The organism is Polaribacter gangjinensis, from assembly GCF_038024125.1.
Classification (GTDB): Bacteria; Bacteroidota; Bacteroidia; order Flavobacteriales; family Flavobacteriaceae; genus Polaribacter; species Polaribacter gangjinensis.
In genome coordinates this window covers 1198023-1211000 of sequence record NZ_CP150662.1, presented here as the reverse complement: position 1 = coordinate 1211000, position 12978 = coordinate 1198023, and the positions used below count along the sequence as shown (strand labels likewise).

The window sequence follows — 12978 nt, the reverse complement described above, 5'->3', positions numbered from 1 at the left end:
AACTTCATTAAAAAAGTATAATTTTGTTGTACATAAAATTCATATGCAACAAACAACTAATTCTATTTTAATGATTCGTCCGATTAATTTTAGGATGAACGAACAAACAGCCGTTAATAATTATTATCAAGAAGCGTTAGATTTAAAAAATGCTGAAATCAATAAAAAAGCTCAATTTGAATTTGATACTTATGTTGACAAATTAAAAAGTCATGGAATTGAAGTTGTTGTCATCTCAGATACAGATGAATTTGACACTCCTGATGCACTTTTTCCTAACAATTGGATTTCATTTCATGAAGATGGCACAGTAGCATTATATCCTATGTTTGCTGAAAATAGAAGGCATGAAAGACGTGAAGATATTTTAGATATTTTAGAGGAAAAAGGTTTTTTGATTGAAAATGTAATAGATTATACAAGTGCTGAAGAAGAAGAAATATTTTTAGAAGGTACAGGAAGTTTGTTGTTAGACCGTGTAAATAAAAAAGCATATTGTGCCTTATCACCAAGAGCTGATGAGGATTTATTTATAGAGTTTTGCGAAGATTTTGAATATACTCCTGTAATTTTTACAGCATATCAAACTGTTGATGGAAAAAGAAAACCAATTTATCATACCAATGTTATGATGTGTTTGGCAGAAACTTTTGCAGTGATTTGTTTGGATACCATTGATGATAAACAAGAACGAAAAAATGTTGTAAAACATTTAAAAGAAGACAGAAAACACATCATTGAAATTACGGAAAACCAAGTCACTCATTTTGCAGGGAATATGTTGCAAGTAAAAGGAACAAATAACGAACGATTTTTAGTGATGAGTCAAGCAGCTTTCGATTGTTTAACTCCAACCCAAATTCAACAAATTACCAAACATTGCAAAATAATTTCTAGTTCTTTAGAAACCATTGAAACTTGTGGAGGGGGGAGTGCACGTTGCATGATGGCTGAGATTTTTTTACCAAAAATGTAAAAAATGAGTTTACTTTTATTGGCAATTGCGCCAGCAATGATTATCATTCTGTATATCTATTTCAAAGATAAATTTGAAAAAGAACCTGTTCGTTTTTTATTCAAAAATTTCTTGATGGGCGCTATAGTAAGTGTTGTTATTACATTGATTTTAAGTGCAGTTGCAAATCATATTTATCCATTGACTGATACAACTAGTATATATCAACAATTTATAAATGCTTTTTTTCTTGTTGGTTTGGTCGAAGAATTTTCGAAATATATTATTGTAAAATATTATGCTCAAAAGAACTCAGAATTCAATGAACCTTTTGACGGAATTGTATATGCAGTAATGGTTTCTATGGGATTTGCAGCCTTAGAAAACATTTTATATGTTTTTGAACATGGAGCTGCAACAGGAATTCTTAGAGCTTTTACAGCAGTTCCTGCACACGCAACTTTCGGAATTTTAATGGGCTATTTTATGGGATTAGCTAAGTTTTCAAAAAACAAACAATTGTTAAATTTTACAGGATTGGTAGTTGCAACCTTTTTTCATGGATCCTATGATTTTTTCTTGTTCATTAATTTTATTCCTGGAATTGCAATTGGCGCTTTTGTTTCACTAATTATAGGAATTATTTTATCCAAAAAAGCGATTAAAATTCATCAAAAAAATTCACATTTCAGATTTTAATTTTTACTTAAAAACTTCTTCAATAATTTTTCCTGTAGTCGAATTTGGTGCCTCAATTTTTAATAAATTGGCGATTGTTGGAGCGATATCTGTAATTTCATAACGCTTTTTTGTAGTTCCTTTTTTAATACCATTTCCATAAAAAATAATGGGAACGTGCGTGTCATAAGAAAAACCAGAACCATGAGTAGTTCCTGTTCTTTTTCCTGAAATTGTTCCTGGATTGGGAATCAGCAGTACATCTCCAGACAATTTTTGATTGTATCCGTTTTGTAAAACGTTTAAAATTCCTTTTGTAAAATTCGTTTTTTGCAAAGTTTTTGCAGTTACAGCTTTATTTATTGTCTCAAAATTTACCAATTCATCAGCAAATATTTCAGCAACTTCGTCCAATTTAAATCCAAGAGTACTTATTTTTTCTTTATCTAAAAACAATTGATAATTGGAAAAATTCTCAACCAATTCTGTGGATTTAAAATGTTTTGTTGAAACAGAATCTAAAAAGTTTTTAAATTTTCGAGTGTTAAAATATTTTGCAGGAATTTTTAAAGAATCTAAATATGCAGGAACTCTTATAGCACCATGATCTGCAGTTAAGAAAATGGTATATTTTCCTTTTCCAACTTTTTCATCTAAAAATCGAAATAATTCTGCTAAATCTCTGTCTAATCTGAGATAAGTGTCTTCAGTTTCAACAGCATCAACACCATATTTATGGCCTACATAATCTGTACTTGAAAAACTAATAGCCAAAAAGTCAGTATCTTTTCCTCTTCCTAAATTTTCTCCAATGATGGCTGCTTTTGCGAAATCTAAAGTCAATGAATTTCCAAAAGGAGTTTCTGAAATGATGCTTAAATTTCCATTTTCTTTTTTCAAATTCGGAATGTCGTGTGGAAAAACAGGTAATTTTTCTCCTGTAAAAACACCTTCAAAAATTGAATTATCTGCAGTGCTGTTTGTGTAAGTTTTAATGTCATACAATGTATTCCAAAGTTTTGAAGTGTAATAATCCGCTTTTTGCAACTTGTTAAAATCAGTTACCCAAGTTGGCAAATCATTTCTATAAAACGAACTTGTTATAAAATGACCTTTGTCTTTTCCTTCATACCAATATGCAGCAGTTGCAGTGTGTCCAACAGGCAAAATGGCAGATCTATCTTTTAAGGCAATTCCAATAGATTTTCCACGCATATTTTGCGCCAATAATAATTGGTCTGTAACAGTTGTTGTGGCCAATCTGTAAGGTGATTTTTGCCCATAATCTGACTCTGTTCCTACAGAAGTGTAGTTAAAATCATCTACGCAATAAATGGATTTTTTTAAAAATTTATCATACCAATTATTCCCGATAATTCCATGATGATCTGGAGTTGTACCTGTATAAATGGATGTGTGACCAACAGCTGTATAAGTTGGGATATAATTAAAATGAGCATTTTCTACTGAAAAACCTTCATTTAAAAGACGTTTAAATCCATCATTTCCAAAGCGATGATAATATCTTGTAAGATAGTCATAACGCATTTGATCTACCACAATTCCAATTACTAATTTTGGTTTTTCAGAAGTTGTTTTTTCTTCCGTAAAATTTAAAAAAATGAAAGATAAAAAGAGAATAAAAATGATTTTTTTCATTTCGAATTAGTTTTTTTTGAATGCTCAAAAGTAATTATTTTATAGTTTGATTTTAGTAATTTTACATTCTATTCATCTAAATTTAATACTTTAGCATAAAATTACATCTATGAACTACATAGAACATGTTGGTAAATATTTCATGATGCTTTTTCAGGTTTTTAAAAAACCTCAAAGACGTCGTTTTTTTTACGAATCACTTTTCAAAGAAATTGAAGAATTAGGGCTGAAATCTTTAGGAATTATCATGTTTATTTCCTTTTTTATTGGAGGTGTTATTGCTTTGCAAACAGCATTAAATGTTGAAAGTCCTTTTATACCAAAATCTCTGATTGGTTTTGCCGCAAAACGATCGGTAATTTTAGAGTTTGCTCCAACTTTTTGTTCAATTATTTTGGCAGGAAAAGTAGGGTCTTATATTACGTCAAGTATTGGAACTATGAGAGTTACAGAGCAAATTGACGCTCTTGAAGTAATGGGAATTAACTCTCTGAATCATTTGGTTTTGCCAAAAGTAATTGCCACTGTTTTCTTTTACCCTTTTTTAATTTCTTTGGCAATGGTATTGGGTATTTTTGGAGGATGGGTTGCAGGTATCATATCTGGATTATTTAGTGGTCTAGATTATATAGAGGGTTTGCAAATGGAATTTAAACCATTTTTGATAACCTATGCTATGATTAAAACCTTAGTTTTTGCATTTTTAATTGCTACTGTTCCATCTTACCATGGATATTATGTAAAAGGAGGTTCGATTGCTGTTGGAAAAGCAAGTACCAAATCTGTTGTTTGGACCACAATTTTGATTGTAATTTTTAATTATTTCTTAACTCAAATGCTGTTGACGTAATTATGATAGAAGTTGATAATATTCATAAAGGATTTGGTGGAGTTAAAATTTTAAAAGGAATTTCAGCAAAATTTTTACCAGGAAAAACAAGCTTAATCATCGGTCAAAGTGGTTCTGGAAAAACGGTTTTTTTAAAATCTTTGATTGGTTTACATACGCCAGAAGAGGGTTTTATTTCTTTTGATGGAAGAATAAATACGAATTTTACAACCGAAGAAAAACGTCAATGGAGACAAGAAATTGGCATGGTTTTTCAAGGAAGTGCACTTTTTGATTCTCAAACTGTAGAAGAAAATGTAATGTTTCCGTTGAAAATGTTTACCAAAAAAACAAATTCTGAAATGTTAGATCGTGTGAATTTTGTTTTAAAAAGAGTCAATTTAGAGAATGCCAATAAAAAAATTCCAGCAGAATTATCAGGAGGAATGCAAAAAAGAGTTGCCATTGCACGAGCGATTGTAATGAATCCAAAATATTTATTTTGTGATGAACCAAATTCTGGTTTAGACCCTCAAACAGCTATTGTTATTGATAATTTAATTCAAGAAATTACCCAAGAATATAACATTACAACTGTTATAAATACTCATGATATGAATTCTGTAATGGAAATTGGAGAAAAAATTATTTTTTTAAAAAATGGATTAAAGGCTTGGGAAGGAAGTAGTGAAGATATATTTAGAACTGATAATGAGGCGGTTGTGGATTTTGTATATTCATCAAACCTTTTCAAAAAAGTACGAGAGGCATATTTAAATGAAACAAAATAAAAAATAGGTTTGTTTTTTAGAATATAACTCATATATTTGCACCCGCTAAAAAGAAAAGAAGACCTGGTAGCTCAGTTGGTAGAGCATTTCACTTTTAATGAAAGGGTCCTGGGTTCGAATCCCAGCCCGGTCACATAAAACTCCGTATTTTTTACGGAGTTTTTTTATTTACACTCCTTTTAAACGTATTTTTGTAATGTTTACAATCGCGATGCAAAAAAGTTTAACTTCAATTTTATTTCTTTCTTTATTCATGAACTCAGGGCAGCTTATTTTTGATTTTTCAAGAGATACAGATGTTTCTGTTTGGAAAGTAGTTAATGATGTTGTAATGGGAGGCAAATCTTCAGGAAAATTTAGTATCAATAACGAAGGTAATGCCGTTTTTTATGGAAATGTATCTCTAGAAAATAATGGCGGATTTTCATCTGTAAGACATCAGTTTCTAAAGAAGAAAATAAATTCTTCAACTAAAATCAAAATTCGGTTAAAAGGAGATGGAAATGCATATCAACTGAGAATTAAAAAAAATCAGAGTGATTATTATTCATATGTTGCAACTTTTCAAACGAACAATAATTGGGAAATTATCGAAGTTAATCTTTCAGAAATGCAACCAAAATTTAGAGGAAAATCGCTGAGTTTGCCTAATTTTTCAGAGAATAGTTTCGAGGAAATAGCATTTTTAATCGGTAATAAAAAAGCACAAGATTTTTGTTTAGAGATTGATAAAATTTATTTAGAATAATATTTTAGCCGCAAAACTTAGTAAGATTTTTGTATCTTACATTTTTTAATATTCAATTATGAGAGAAGATTTCACGAATCAAAATGGTAAAAATGAAGAAAAAACGATTTCTGAAAATAAAAAAGAAGACTTTTCTAGAGTTTTTACTCATGCAAAAACATTTCTAAACAATCTTTTTGATTTTAGAGATGATACAGATCATGAAGCAACCATCGAAGCAATAAAAGCCGATATCACTTTTAAAGGTGCAACTGCTTGGATTTTGATTTTCGCTGTATTTGTGGCCTCTATTGGCTTAAATGCAAACTCAACAGCAGTTGTTATTGGAGCCATGTTGATCTCTCCTCTAATGGGACCTATTTTAGGAATAGGAATGTCTTTTGCTTTGAATGATATCAATACCTTAAAAAAATCAGTCAAAAATTTGGGTGTGATGATTGTGCTGAGTTTGTTTGCATCTTTCATGTTTTTTTATCTTTTTCCTTTAAGTGAAGATACCTCAGAATTATTAGGAAGAGTTAGTCCAGATATTCGTGATGTATTGATTGCATTTTTTGGTGGGACAGCCTTAATGGTTGCGAAAACAAAAAAAGGAACTATTGCTTCAGTGATTTTTGGTGTTGCCATTGCCACAGCTTTAATGCCTCCTCTTTGTACTGCTGGTTATGGATTGGCAAAAGGGAATTTTTCCTACTTTATTGGAGCTATGTATTTGTTCACAATCAATGCAATTTTTATTGCCTTAGCAACTTTTTTGGTACTGAAATTATTGAATTTTCCAATGTTTGAATATGCCAATGCAAAAAAGAGAAAACAATATGCAACCATGGCAACAATTATTGGAATATTAGTAATGATTCCTGCAATTTTTACCTTTGTAAAGGTTTTTAATGAAAATAAAATCAACAATCAAATTTTTAATTTTATTAAAAATGAAATCAAAGAAAACGAATCTTTAACTTTAATTGATTGGGAGAAAGATTTAGAAAATAAAGAAATATTATTAAATTTTTTCAATGAAGTTTCTGATGCTACAAAAAACGACCTAAATAATGAATTGACTAAAAACATTTTGTATCCGAATTTGGCTGATTTTAAATTGAAAATTAAAGGAAGTGATACTAAAAGTTTCGAGTTGATAACTACTGCTTACAAAGAAAAAAGAGAGGAATTACAACAAAGTAAAGAGAGAATTACTGAACTTGAAAATGAAATTTCACTTCTACAGCAAACCATTTTTCAACTCAATACACGTATAGAGCAAGATGCGCTTGCAAAAGACAAAAAAGCAATAGCTTTTAGTAGAATTGCGAAAGATGTAAAGATAAGATATAGTGAGGTTGAGCAAATTGGCTTTGCAAAAATGCTGTACTCAAAAGATTTTATAAAAATTGATACAATTCCGATTGCAACAGTTAAATGGAATCCAAAAACACTTGAAACTACCATCAATCTTAAAGAATCAGAATTGCGTGCTTGGCTTCAAAAAGAAATGAAATTGGATACATTATTTATCAAAAGAGAAAGATAGTTTTAGAATAAATTAGTTGCTAAAAACTTCTGTTACTTCAACATTTTGATGAAATAAGTAGTTTTTATGTGTTTTGATATTCTGGCATTCAATCCTTGTTCTTCGTTGATTTCCACGTTTGTAGATGGTGTTTTTAAATTCAAAAAAACCTCCATTCGGAATGTTAAAAACAAATAATTTTCCAGATTCAGCTTCATTACCTCTCAAGGCAAGTGATAATTTAGCATCTGCATCTGTACTCGCTTTTGGATTTTTTAAGTAGGTTGCTAAAGGTCTTAAAATCTCTGGAGGATAAATTTCAGGATGTAAAAAAGGCAACATCAAATGCTGGAAAACCGTTTTCCATTCTTTTCCATGAGGTTGTGCTCTACCAAATTTTTCATGGGTAACATGATGTGCAATTTCGTGAACCAATGTCAATAAAAATTGATATTTATTCAGATTATTATTGATAGTTATTTGAAATTTTCCATTCGGAAGTTTTCTAAAATCTCCATGTTTGGTAGCTCTTTCATTGACAATTTTTAGCGCAAAAGAATGTTTTTCAACTAAAAAGTCAACAAAAGGAATGGCTTTTATCGGAATGTAATTTTGATAATCTGATTTCAAAAACTATGGTGTTGTTGAGGAAACTTGCAATACTTTTCCGTTATAAAATTTGTTGCCATTCAAAGCAAAATCATACATATATTCAGCCATTTCTGTAGCAGAAAGTGGCGCTTTATAATCAGGGAATGCTTCTGCTAACATTTCAGTTTGAACAGCTCCAATTGCCAAAACATTGAATGCAATTTGCTGCTCTTTGTATTCTTCAGCCAACAATTCTGATAAGGTAATTACTGCGCCTTTTGCAGATGAATAGGCCGCTAAACCCGGAAATTTCATACTTCCTTGAATTCCACCCATAGAACTGATTGTTACTACATGACTGCCTTTTTGCAAAAACGGAATCATATTTTTGGTAAGTTCAGCAACTCCGAAAACATTTACTTTATACACTTCTAAAAAATCGTCAGTAGTTAATTCAGTAAAAGGTTTATTGATGAGTTTCCCTGCATTATTGATGAGAATATCTACTTTTTTCCAATTGATTTCTACAAATTCGCTAATTTTTTTCAAATCAGATGTTTTAGAAACATCCACAGAAATTGTAGTGATATTTTCATGATTTATTTTTGATAAAGGGGTAGTATTTCTAGAAATTGCCAATACTTTATGTCCATTGTTTGCGAAGATTTTTGCCAATTCAAATCCAATTCCTCTACTAGTTCCTGTAATAATTACATGTTTCATCTATCAAAAATTTATTCAGCAAATTACTCAAATTTTCATACATTTAGAAACTAAAATAATCCAAATGAAAAAAATATTCTTATTTCTAAGTGCACTTTTTTTGATTCAAACTAGCATTGCCCAAACAACACATATTTTATGTGGAAAATTGATTGATACCAAATCAGGAAAAATAGAAACTAATAAAACTATCATCATTGAAAAAAATAAAATTATTGATGTTGTTGACGGATTTTTAGTAGCAAAAAGTAAAAATATTACCACTATTGATTTAAAAAATAAAGTGGTAATGCCAGGTTTGATTGATTTCCATGTGCATATAGAACAAGAATTCAATCCAAAAACGCAACTAGAAAAATATGTTTTGAACGAAGCAGATGTAGCATTTAATTCAGTTGGTTTTGCAAAAACTACTTTATTAAACGGATTTACAACAGTAAGAGATTTGGGTGGAACAGGCGTAAATATTTCCATCAGAAATGCTATAGATCAAGGAAAAATTCCTGGACCAAGAGTTTTTACTGCAGGAAAATCATTGGCAACAACTGGAGGTCATGCTGATCCAACAAATGGTGGAAATAAACTATTTATTGGTGATCCAGGACCAAAAGATGGCGTTGTAAATTCTATTGACGATGCTAAAAAAGCGGTTAGACAGCGTTATAAAAATGGTGCAGATTGGATTAAAATTACGGCAACTGGTGGTGTATTGAGTGTTGCAAAATCAGGAGACAACCCACAGTTTACTATCGAAGAAATCAAAGCTATTTGCGAAACTGCCAAAGATTATGGAATGTTTGTAGCTGCTCATGCTCATGGAGATGAAGGTATGAAAAGAGCTATTTTAGGTGGCGTAAAAACCATAGAACATGGTACTTATATGAGTGAAGAAACTATGGATTTGATGATTAAATATGATGTGTTTATGGTGCCAACAATTACAGCAGGGAAAGAAGTTGCAGAGAAAGCTACCATCAAAGGTTTTTATCCAGACATTGTTGTTCCAAAAGCATTGGCTGTTGGACCTCAAATTCAAGGGACTTTTGGAAAAGCGTATAAAAAAGGTGTAAAAATTGCTTTTGGTACAGATGCAGGTGTTTTTAAACACGGAAATAATGGTAAAGAATTCGGATTCATGGTTGCTGCAGGAATGCCAGTTATGGAAACAATTCAATCTGCCACAATTACTAATGCGATGTTATTGAAAATGGAAAATGAATTAGGACAGATCAAAAAAGGCTTTTTTGCTGATATTATTGCTGTTGATGAAGATCCATCAAAAAACATTGCAACAATGGAAAATGTTGTTTTTGTAATGAAAGATGGAGTTGTTTATAAACAATAATCAATCAAAAATGATGTGTTGATATGCACCAATATCTGGAGAATTGGTTCTGTTTACGCCTAAAATATCAAAAGGAAAACTGCTTGATATGGCTTTGTTAATTCCTGCAGAATTTTCGCCAATTATAAAATCTTCATTTTGTGTATTTCTGAAATCAGCCAAACCATTTAGGATGATATTTTGATAATTGGGATTGTTTGTAAAAATCATTTCTGCGTTTCCAACAAATGAATTATTTGAATCTGTAAACGAAATCATACAATTTCGGATGTTATAATTGAACAAACTTCCTTCAACTTTATCCAATAAAAATTCGATGTTATTGTTTCCTTCAAAAATACAGTTTGTAAAATTTGCAGCTTTTAAATCTCTAGTTTCTATAATTTCTTGTCCTGATGCATTTTCATAAACGAAAAAATTATTCACCAAAACTGCTGGTAATTGCCTGATACCATTATTCCAAAAATTGGCAAAAGTACTGTGCGTAAAATTATAAGTTCCTCCAACTGTTGCAGCTAAAGAAGCTTGTCCTGCAGAACCAATCACCACATTAAAAGCTTCGATGTTTGTTTCTCTTGCTAGAATCCCGAAGTTGGAATGATTGTAAATTTCAGTATTTGAAAGTTGTAAAGTAGGAGTGGAGTTGGATCCAATACTGTCAATCAAGATGCCAATAACACCATTTTTTATTTGTGCATGATGAATTTCGTTGTCTTTGCTTCCTGCTCTCATCCAAATAGTGCCCCATTGTCCAGGAATTTTACTGAAACTATTTTCCAATCTGTCACCTTCAAAAATTACCTTTTCATTCAAATTTCCATTGACTTTTAAGGTCGCTTTTTTGTCAATAATCAATCCTGAATTGCTGTGAAAATGAACTCTTGCTCCTGCATTTATGGTTAAGGTTTTGTTCTCTGGAACTGCTGCATATCCATAAATTACAGTTGGTTTTGTATTGCTAAACGTTAATTCAGCATCTGTTAAAAAACGTCCTTTTATGGTAGTTGGTTGACCATCAATAGTTAAACTATCAATTTTCATTGAAATGGGATTTCTTCCTGGAAAAATAAAATTGGCATCTTTTACCAAAGTTACCAAATCCACATCTTGCTGATTGTTGCCATTATCAAACAAAATTCGGTCTGTATATAAAGGATTTGAAACAGCATTTACGTCAATAGTTGTTTCAATAAAAATATAAATACTGTCTTTGGCTAAAATGTCAATATCCACAAATTCTTTTCCAGGAATTCCATCAACATTCAATCTGTAGTTGGATGATGTTCCATTTTCGAGTGAAATTCTAGGAATTGTAATTGCTTTATTTCCTCTGTTATACACCTTTAAATTGTAGGTTGCTGAACCAATATTGGTAAAAATGGTATCTAAAAAAACGGTGTCTTTAGAGAATTCTAAATTTCCAAAACTGGGAATTGTAGAAAAATCTTTTCTACAAGAACTTACTGAAATCAGAGCTATAAAAAGTAAAAAAGCTAAAAAAGTACGCATGCTAAATTTTTTATAAAAATAGAACTTTTAAATGATTGATTTATTGTTTTTTAATCAATTCAATTTCGAAAAGTTTCCCCCAGTTTTTTCCAGTTACAAACAATCGGTTGTTTTCTTTATCGTATGCAATTCCGTTTAAAACTTCGTCGTTGGCAACTAATTTTTGAGTTTTTTCCATTTCTGTTTTCAAACCTGTCAAATCAGCAACTCCTAAAACTTCGCCAGTTTTTATGTCAATAATCACAATGGCATTTTGTTGGTATTTGTTTGCGTATAGTTTATCATCAATTAATTCCAATTCATTCAAATCATCAACTGCATATTTATTGGTATAAACCTGAATAAATCGTTTTTCTTTTTGAGTTTTCGCATCTAAAAACCAAATTTTGTGAGTTCCATCAGATTTTATCAATTCTTCACCATTATTAGTAAAACCCCAACCTTCAACGCTATTATTGTAAGAAAATTCTTTTTCTTGAGTAAATGTTGCTAAATCAAATACAAAACCTTTTTTAGCTTGCCAAGTCAACCAAAAGATTTTTCCATTCAAAATGGTCATTCCTTCTCCAAAATACTGTTTGTCTATATCTATTTTTTGAAGTACTTTTCCAGTATTAATCTCAACTTTTCTTAAAGTTGATTGTCCTCTTCTTCCAGTTGTTTCGTATAAAAAACCTTGATGATATTCCAATCCTTGTGTGTACGCTTTTGTATCATGAGGATAAGAATTGATAATTTTATAGGTATAAACTTCTGGTGATTTTGACGCTAAAACTTCAAAAGAATTGTTTAATTTTTTTGTTTTTCCAGGATAAAAAATCAATGCTGAAATTTGATGTTTACCAACGCCAAAATCTTTCGTATTAAAATTAGCAGTATTTACTGAAGAGATACTTTTTATTCCGTTGATATAAAAGTGAACGCTATCAATTGGTTTGTTATTTTTTTCTTTAACAATGGCTGAAATTGATTTATGTAAAGAGGTGTTTTTAGGGACTTCTAAAGTGAATTTGTAATTATCATCGCATGAAATTATAAAAAGAGATGAAATTATTGAGAAAATAATGATAATACGAATTTTCATATGTGTTGTTTTGTCTTAATTATTGCTTGATGTACTCAAGAATTGTATTGTTTTCTGTGAGCTAATTTTTAGTTACAAATAAATGTAAATTATTTATTTGTAAATTAAAAAAATAACTTAAATTTGCAACCTCAAAATAGTAATATTTAGCTATTTAAAGAAATCGTGTAAAACCTTACCAACTTTACGCAAGCAAACATAACAATAAAGTATTAAAATATTATAAAATGAAAAAAGGAATTCATCCAGAAAATTATAGAATGGTAGTTTTTAAAGATATGTCTAATGAAGATATCTTTATTACACGTTCAACTGTTGACACAAAAGAGACTATTGAAGTTGATGGTGTTGAGTATCCTTTAGTAAAATTAGAGATTTCAAGAACTTCTCATCCATTTTACACTGGTAAATCTAAATTGGTTGATACTGCAGGACGTATTGATAAGTTTAAAAACAAATACTCAAAATTCAGCAAATAATTTTTCTGAATTTAAAAAATATAAAACCTCAACAATTTTGTTGAGGTTTTTTTTATGTATAAAAAAACCACTTTTTG

Annotated in this window: 13 protein-coding genes and 1 tRNA gene; 9 read left to right on the top strand and 5 right to left on the bottom strand. The window is 30.3% G+C overall.

The genetic code is table 11. The features are described 5' to 3' along the window. The first annotated feature begins 43 nt into the window (after positions 1-43). Together ctlX and WHA43_RS05365 are read left to right on the top strand one after the other, a co-directional pair. Positions 44-976, top strand: a complete 933-nt coding sequence (ctlX, locus tag WHA43_RS05370; RefSeq protein WP_105046082.1) for a citrulline utilization hydrolase CtlX — start codon at positions 44-46, stop codon at positions 974-976. A 3-nt stretch (positions 977-979) separates the two neighbouring features. Further along, positions 980-1654, top strand: a complete 675-nt coding sequence (locus tag WHA43_RS05365; protein WP_105046081.1) for a PrsW family intramembrane metalloprotease — start codon at positions 980-982, stop codon at positions 1652-1654. A gap of 3 nt (positions 1655-1657) precedes the next feature. Here WHA43_RS05365 and pafA read toward each other — a convergent pair whose 3' ends face one another. Continuing rightward, positions 1658-3292 carry an alkaline phosphatase PafA gene (gene pafA / locus WHA43_RS05360; RefSeq protein ID WP_105046080.1) on the bottom strand — a complete coding sequence of 545 codons (1635 nt, stop codon included), beginning with the start codon at positions 3290-3292 and terminating at the stop codon, positions 1658-1660. A gap of 109 nt (positions 3293-3401) precedes the next feature. On the opposite strand from pafA, the gene WHA43_RS05355 reads away from it, so the two are divergent. From WHA43_RS05355 to WHA43_RS05335, 5 genes are all read left to right on the top strand, one after another. Beyond that, positions 3402-4142, top strand: a complete 741-nt coding sequence (locus WHA43_RS05355) for an MlaE family ABC transporter permease (RefSeq protein ID WP_105046079.1) — start codon at positions 3402-3404, stop codon at positions 4140-4142. Between the two features lie 2 nt (positions 4143-4144). After that, positions 4145-4912 (top strand): ABC transporter ATP-binding protein, encoded by a 768-nt coding sequence (locus WHA43_RS05350; RefSeq protein ID WP_105046078.1) that lies wholly within the window; start codon positions 4145-4147, stop codon positions 4910-4912. A 60-nt stretch (positions 4913-4972) separates the two neighbouring features. Next, positions 4973-5045: transfer RNA gene (locus tag WHA43_RS05345), tRNA-Lys, on the top strand. Positions 5046-5108: 63 nt separating this feature from the next. Continuing rightward, positions 5109-5660: a CIA30 family protein gene (locus tag WHA43_RS05340; RefSeq protein ID WP_340828504.1), complete on the top strand. Its 552-nt coding sequence runs from the start codon at positions 5109-5111 to the stop codon at positions 5658-5660. A gap of 58 nt (positions 5661-5718) precedes the next feature. Further along, the gene (locus tag WHA43_RS05335) at positions 5719-7191 is read left to right on the top strand and encodes a DUF389 domain-containing protein (RefSeq protein WP_105046077.1); all 1473 of its coding nucleotides are present in this window, start codon (positions 5719-5721) and stop codon (positions 7189-7191) included. Between the two features lie 12 nt (positions 7192-7203). On the opposite strand, the gene WHA43_RS05330 is transcribed toward WHA43_RS05335, so the two are convergent. Continuing rightward, entirely contained in the window at positions 7204-7800 is a 597-nt protein-coding gene (locus WHA43_RS05330) for a SprT-like domain-containing protein (RefSeq protein ID WP_105046076.1), read from the bottom strand. A 3-nt stretch (positions 7801-7803) separates the two neighbouring features. Next, on the bottom strand, positions 7804-8484 hold the full coding sequence (locus WHA43_RS05325; protein ID WP_105046075.1) for an SDR family NAD(P)-dependent oxidoreductase: 681 nt from the start codon (positions 8482-8484) through the stop codon (positions 7804-7806). A gap of 64 nt (positions 8485-8548) precedes the next feature. On the opposite strand from WHA43_RS05325, the gene WHA43_RS05320 reads away from it, so the two are divergent. Next, positions 8549-9829: a metal-dependent hydrolase family protein gene (locus WHA43_RS05320; RefSeq protein WP_105046074.1), complete on the top strand. Its 1281-nt coding sequence runs from the start codon at positions 8549-8551 to the stop codon at positions 9827-9829. Here WHA43_RS05320 and WHA43_RS05315 read toward each other — a convergent pair whose 3' ends face one another. Together WHA43_RS05315 and WHA43_RS05310 are read right to left on the bottom strand one after the other, a co-directional pair. Then, positions 9830-11338: a hypothetical protein gene (locus tag WHA43_RS05315; protein ID WP_105046073.1), complete on the bottom strand. Its 1509-nt coding sequence runs from the start codon at positions 11336-11338 to the stop codon at positions 9830-9832. It lies immediately after the preceding gene. Between the two features lie 40 nt (positions 11339-11378). Further along, positions 11379-12422 (bottom strand): glutaminyl-peptide cyclotransferase, encoded by a 1044-nt coding sequence (locus tag WHA43_RS05310; protein WP_105046072.1) that lies wholly within the window; start codon positions 12420-12422, stop codon positions 11379-11381. 227 nt (positions 12423-12649) lie between these two features. Between WHA43_RS05310 and WHA43_RS05305 the strand changes: the two genes are divergently transcribed. Continuing rightward, a complete protein-coding gene (locus WHA43_RS05305) occupies positions 12650-12901 on the top strand; it encodes a type B 50S ribosomal protein L31 (protein ID WP_105046071.1) in 252 nt (83 codons plus the stop codon). Positions 12902-12978: the final 77 nt, after the last annotated feature.

What these genes read in the sequence shown, in the direction of transcription:
- ctlX (WP_105046082.1), top strand. Translation starts at nt 44, where the DNA reads ATGCAACAAACAACTAATTCTATTTTAATGATTCGTCCGATTAATTTT.
- WHA43_RS05365 (WP_105046081.1), top strand. Translation starts at nt 980, where the DNA reads ATGAGTTTACTTTTATTGGCAATTGCGCCAGCAATGATTATCATTCTG.
- pafA (WP_105046080.1), bottom strand. Translation starts at nt 3,292, where the DNA reads ATGAAAAAAATCATTTTTATTCTCTTTTTATCTTTCATTTTTTTAAAT.
- WHA43_RS05355 (WP_105046079.1), top strand. Translation starts at nt 3,402, where the DNA reads ATGAACTACATAGAACATGTTGGTAAATATTTCATGATGCTTTTTCAG.
- WHA43_RS05350 (WP_105046078.1), top strand. Translation starts at nt 4,145, where the DNA reads ATGATAGAAGTTGATAATATTCATAAAGGATTTGGTGGAGTTAAAATT.
- WHA43_RS05340 (WP_340828504.1), top strand. Translation starts at nt 5,109, where the DNA reads ATGTTTACAATCGCGATGCAAAAAAGTTTAACTTCAATTTTATTTCTT.
- WHA43_RS05335 (WP_105046077.1), top strand. Translation starts at nt 5,719, where the DNA reads ATGAGAGAAGATTTCACGAATCAAAATGGTAAAAATGAAGAAAAAACG.
- WHA43_RS05325 (WP_105046075.1), bottom strand. Translation starts at nt 8,484, where the DNA reads ATGAAACATGTAATTATTACAGGAACTAGTAGAGGAATTGGATTTGAA.
- WHA43_RS05320 (WP_105046074.1), top strand. Translation starts at nt 8,549, where the DNA reads ATGAAAAAAATATTCTTATTTCTAAGTGCACTTTTTTTGATTCAAACT.
- WHA43_RS05315 (WP_105046073.1), bottom strand. Translation starts at nt 11,338, where the DNA reads ATGCGTACTTTTTTAGCTTTTTTACTTTTTATAGCTCTGATTTCAGTA.
- WHA43_RS05310 (WP_105046072.1), bottom strand. Translation starts at nt 12,422, where the DNA reads ATGAAAATTCGTATTATCATTATTTTCTCAATAATTTCATCTCTTTTT.
- WHA43_RS05305 (WP_105046071.1), top strand. Translation starts at nt 12,650, where the DNA reads ATGAAAAAAGGAATTCATCCAGAAAATTATAGAATGGTAGTTTTTAAA.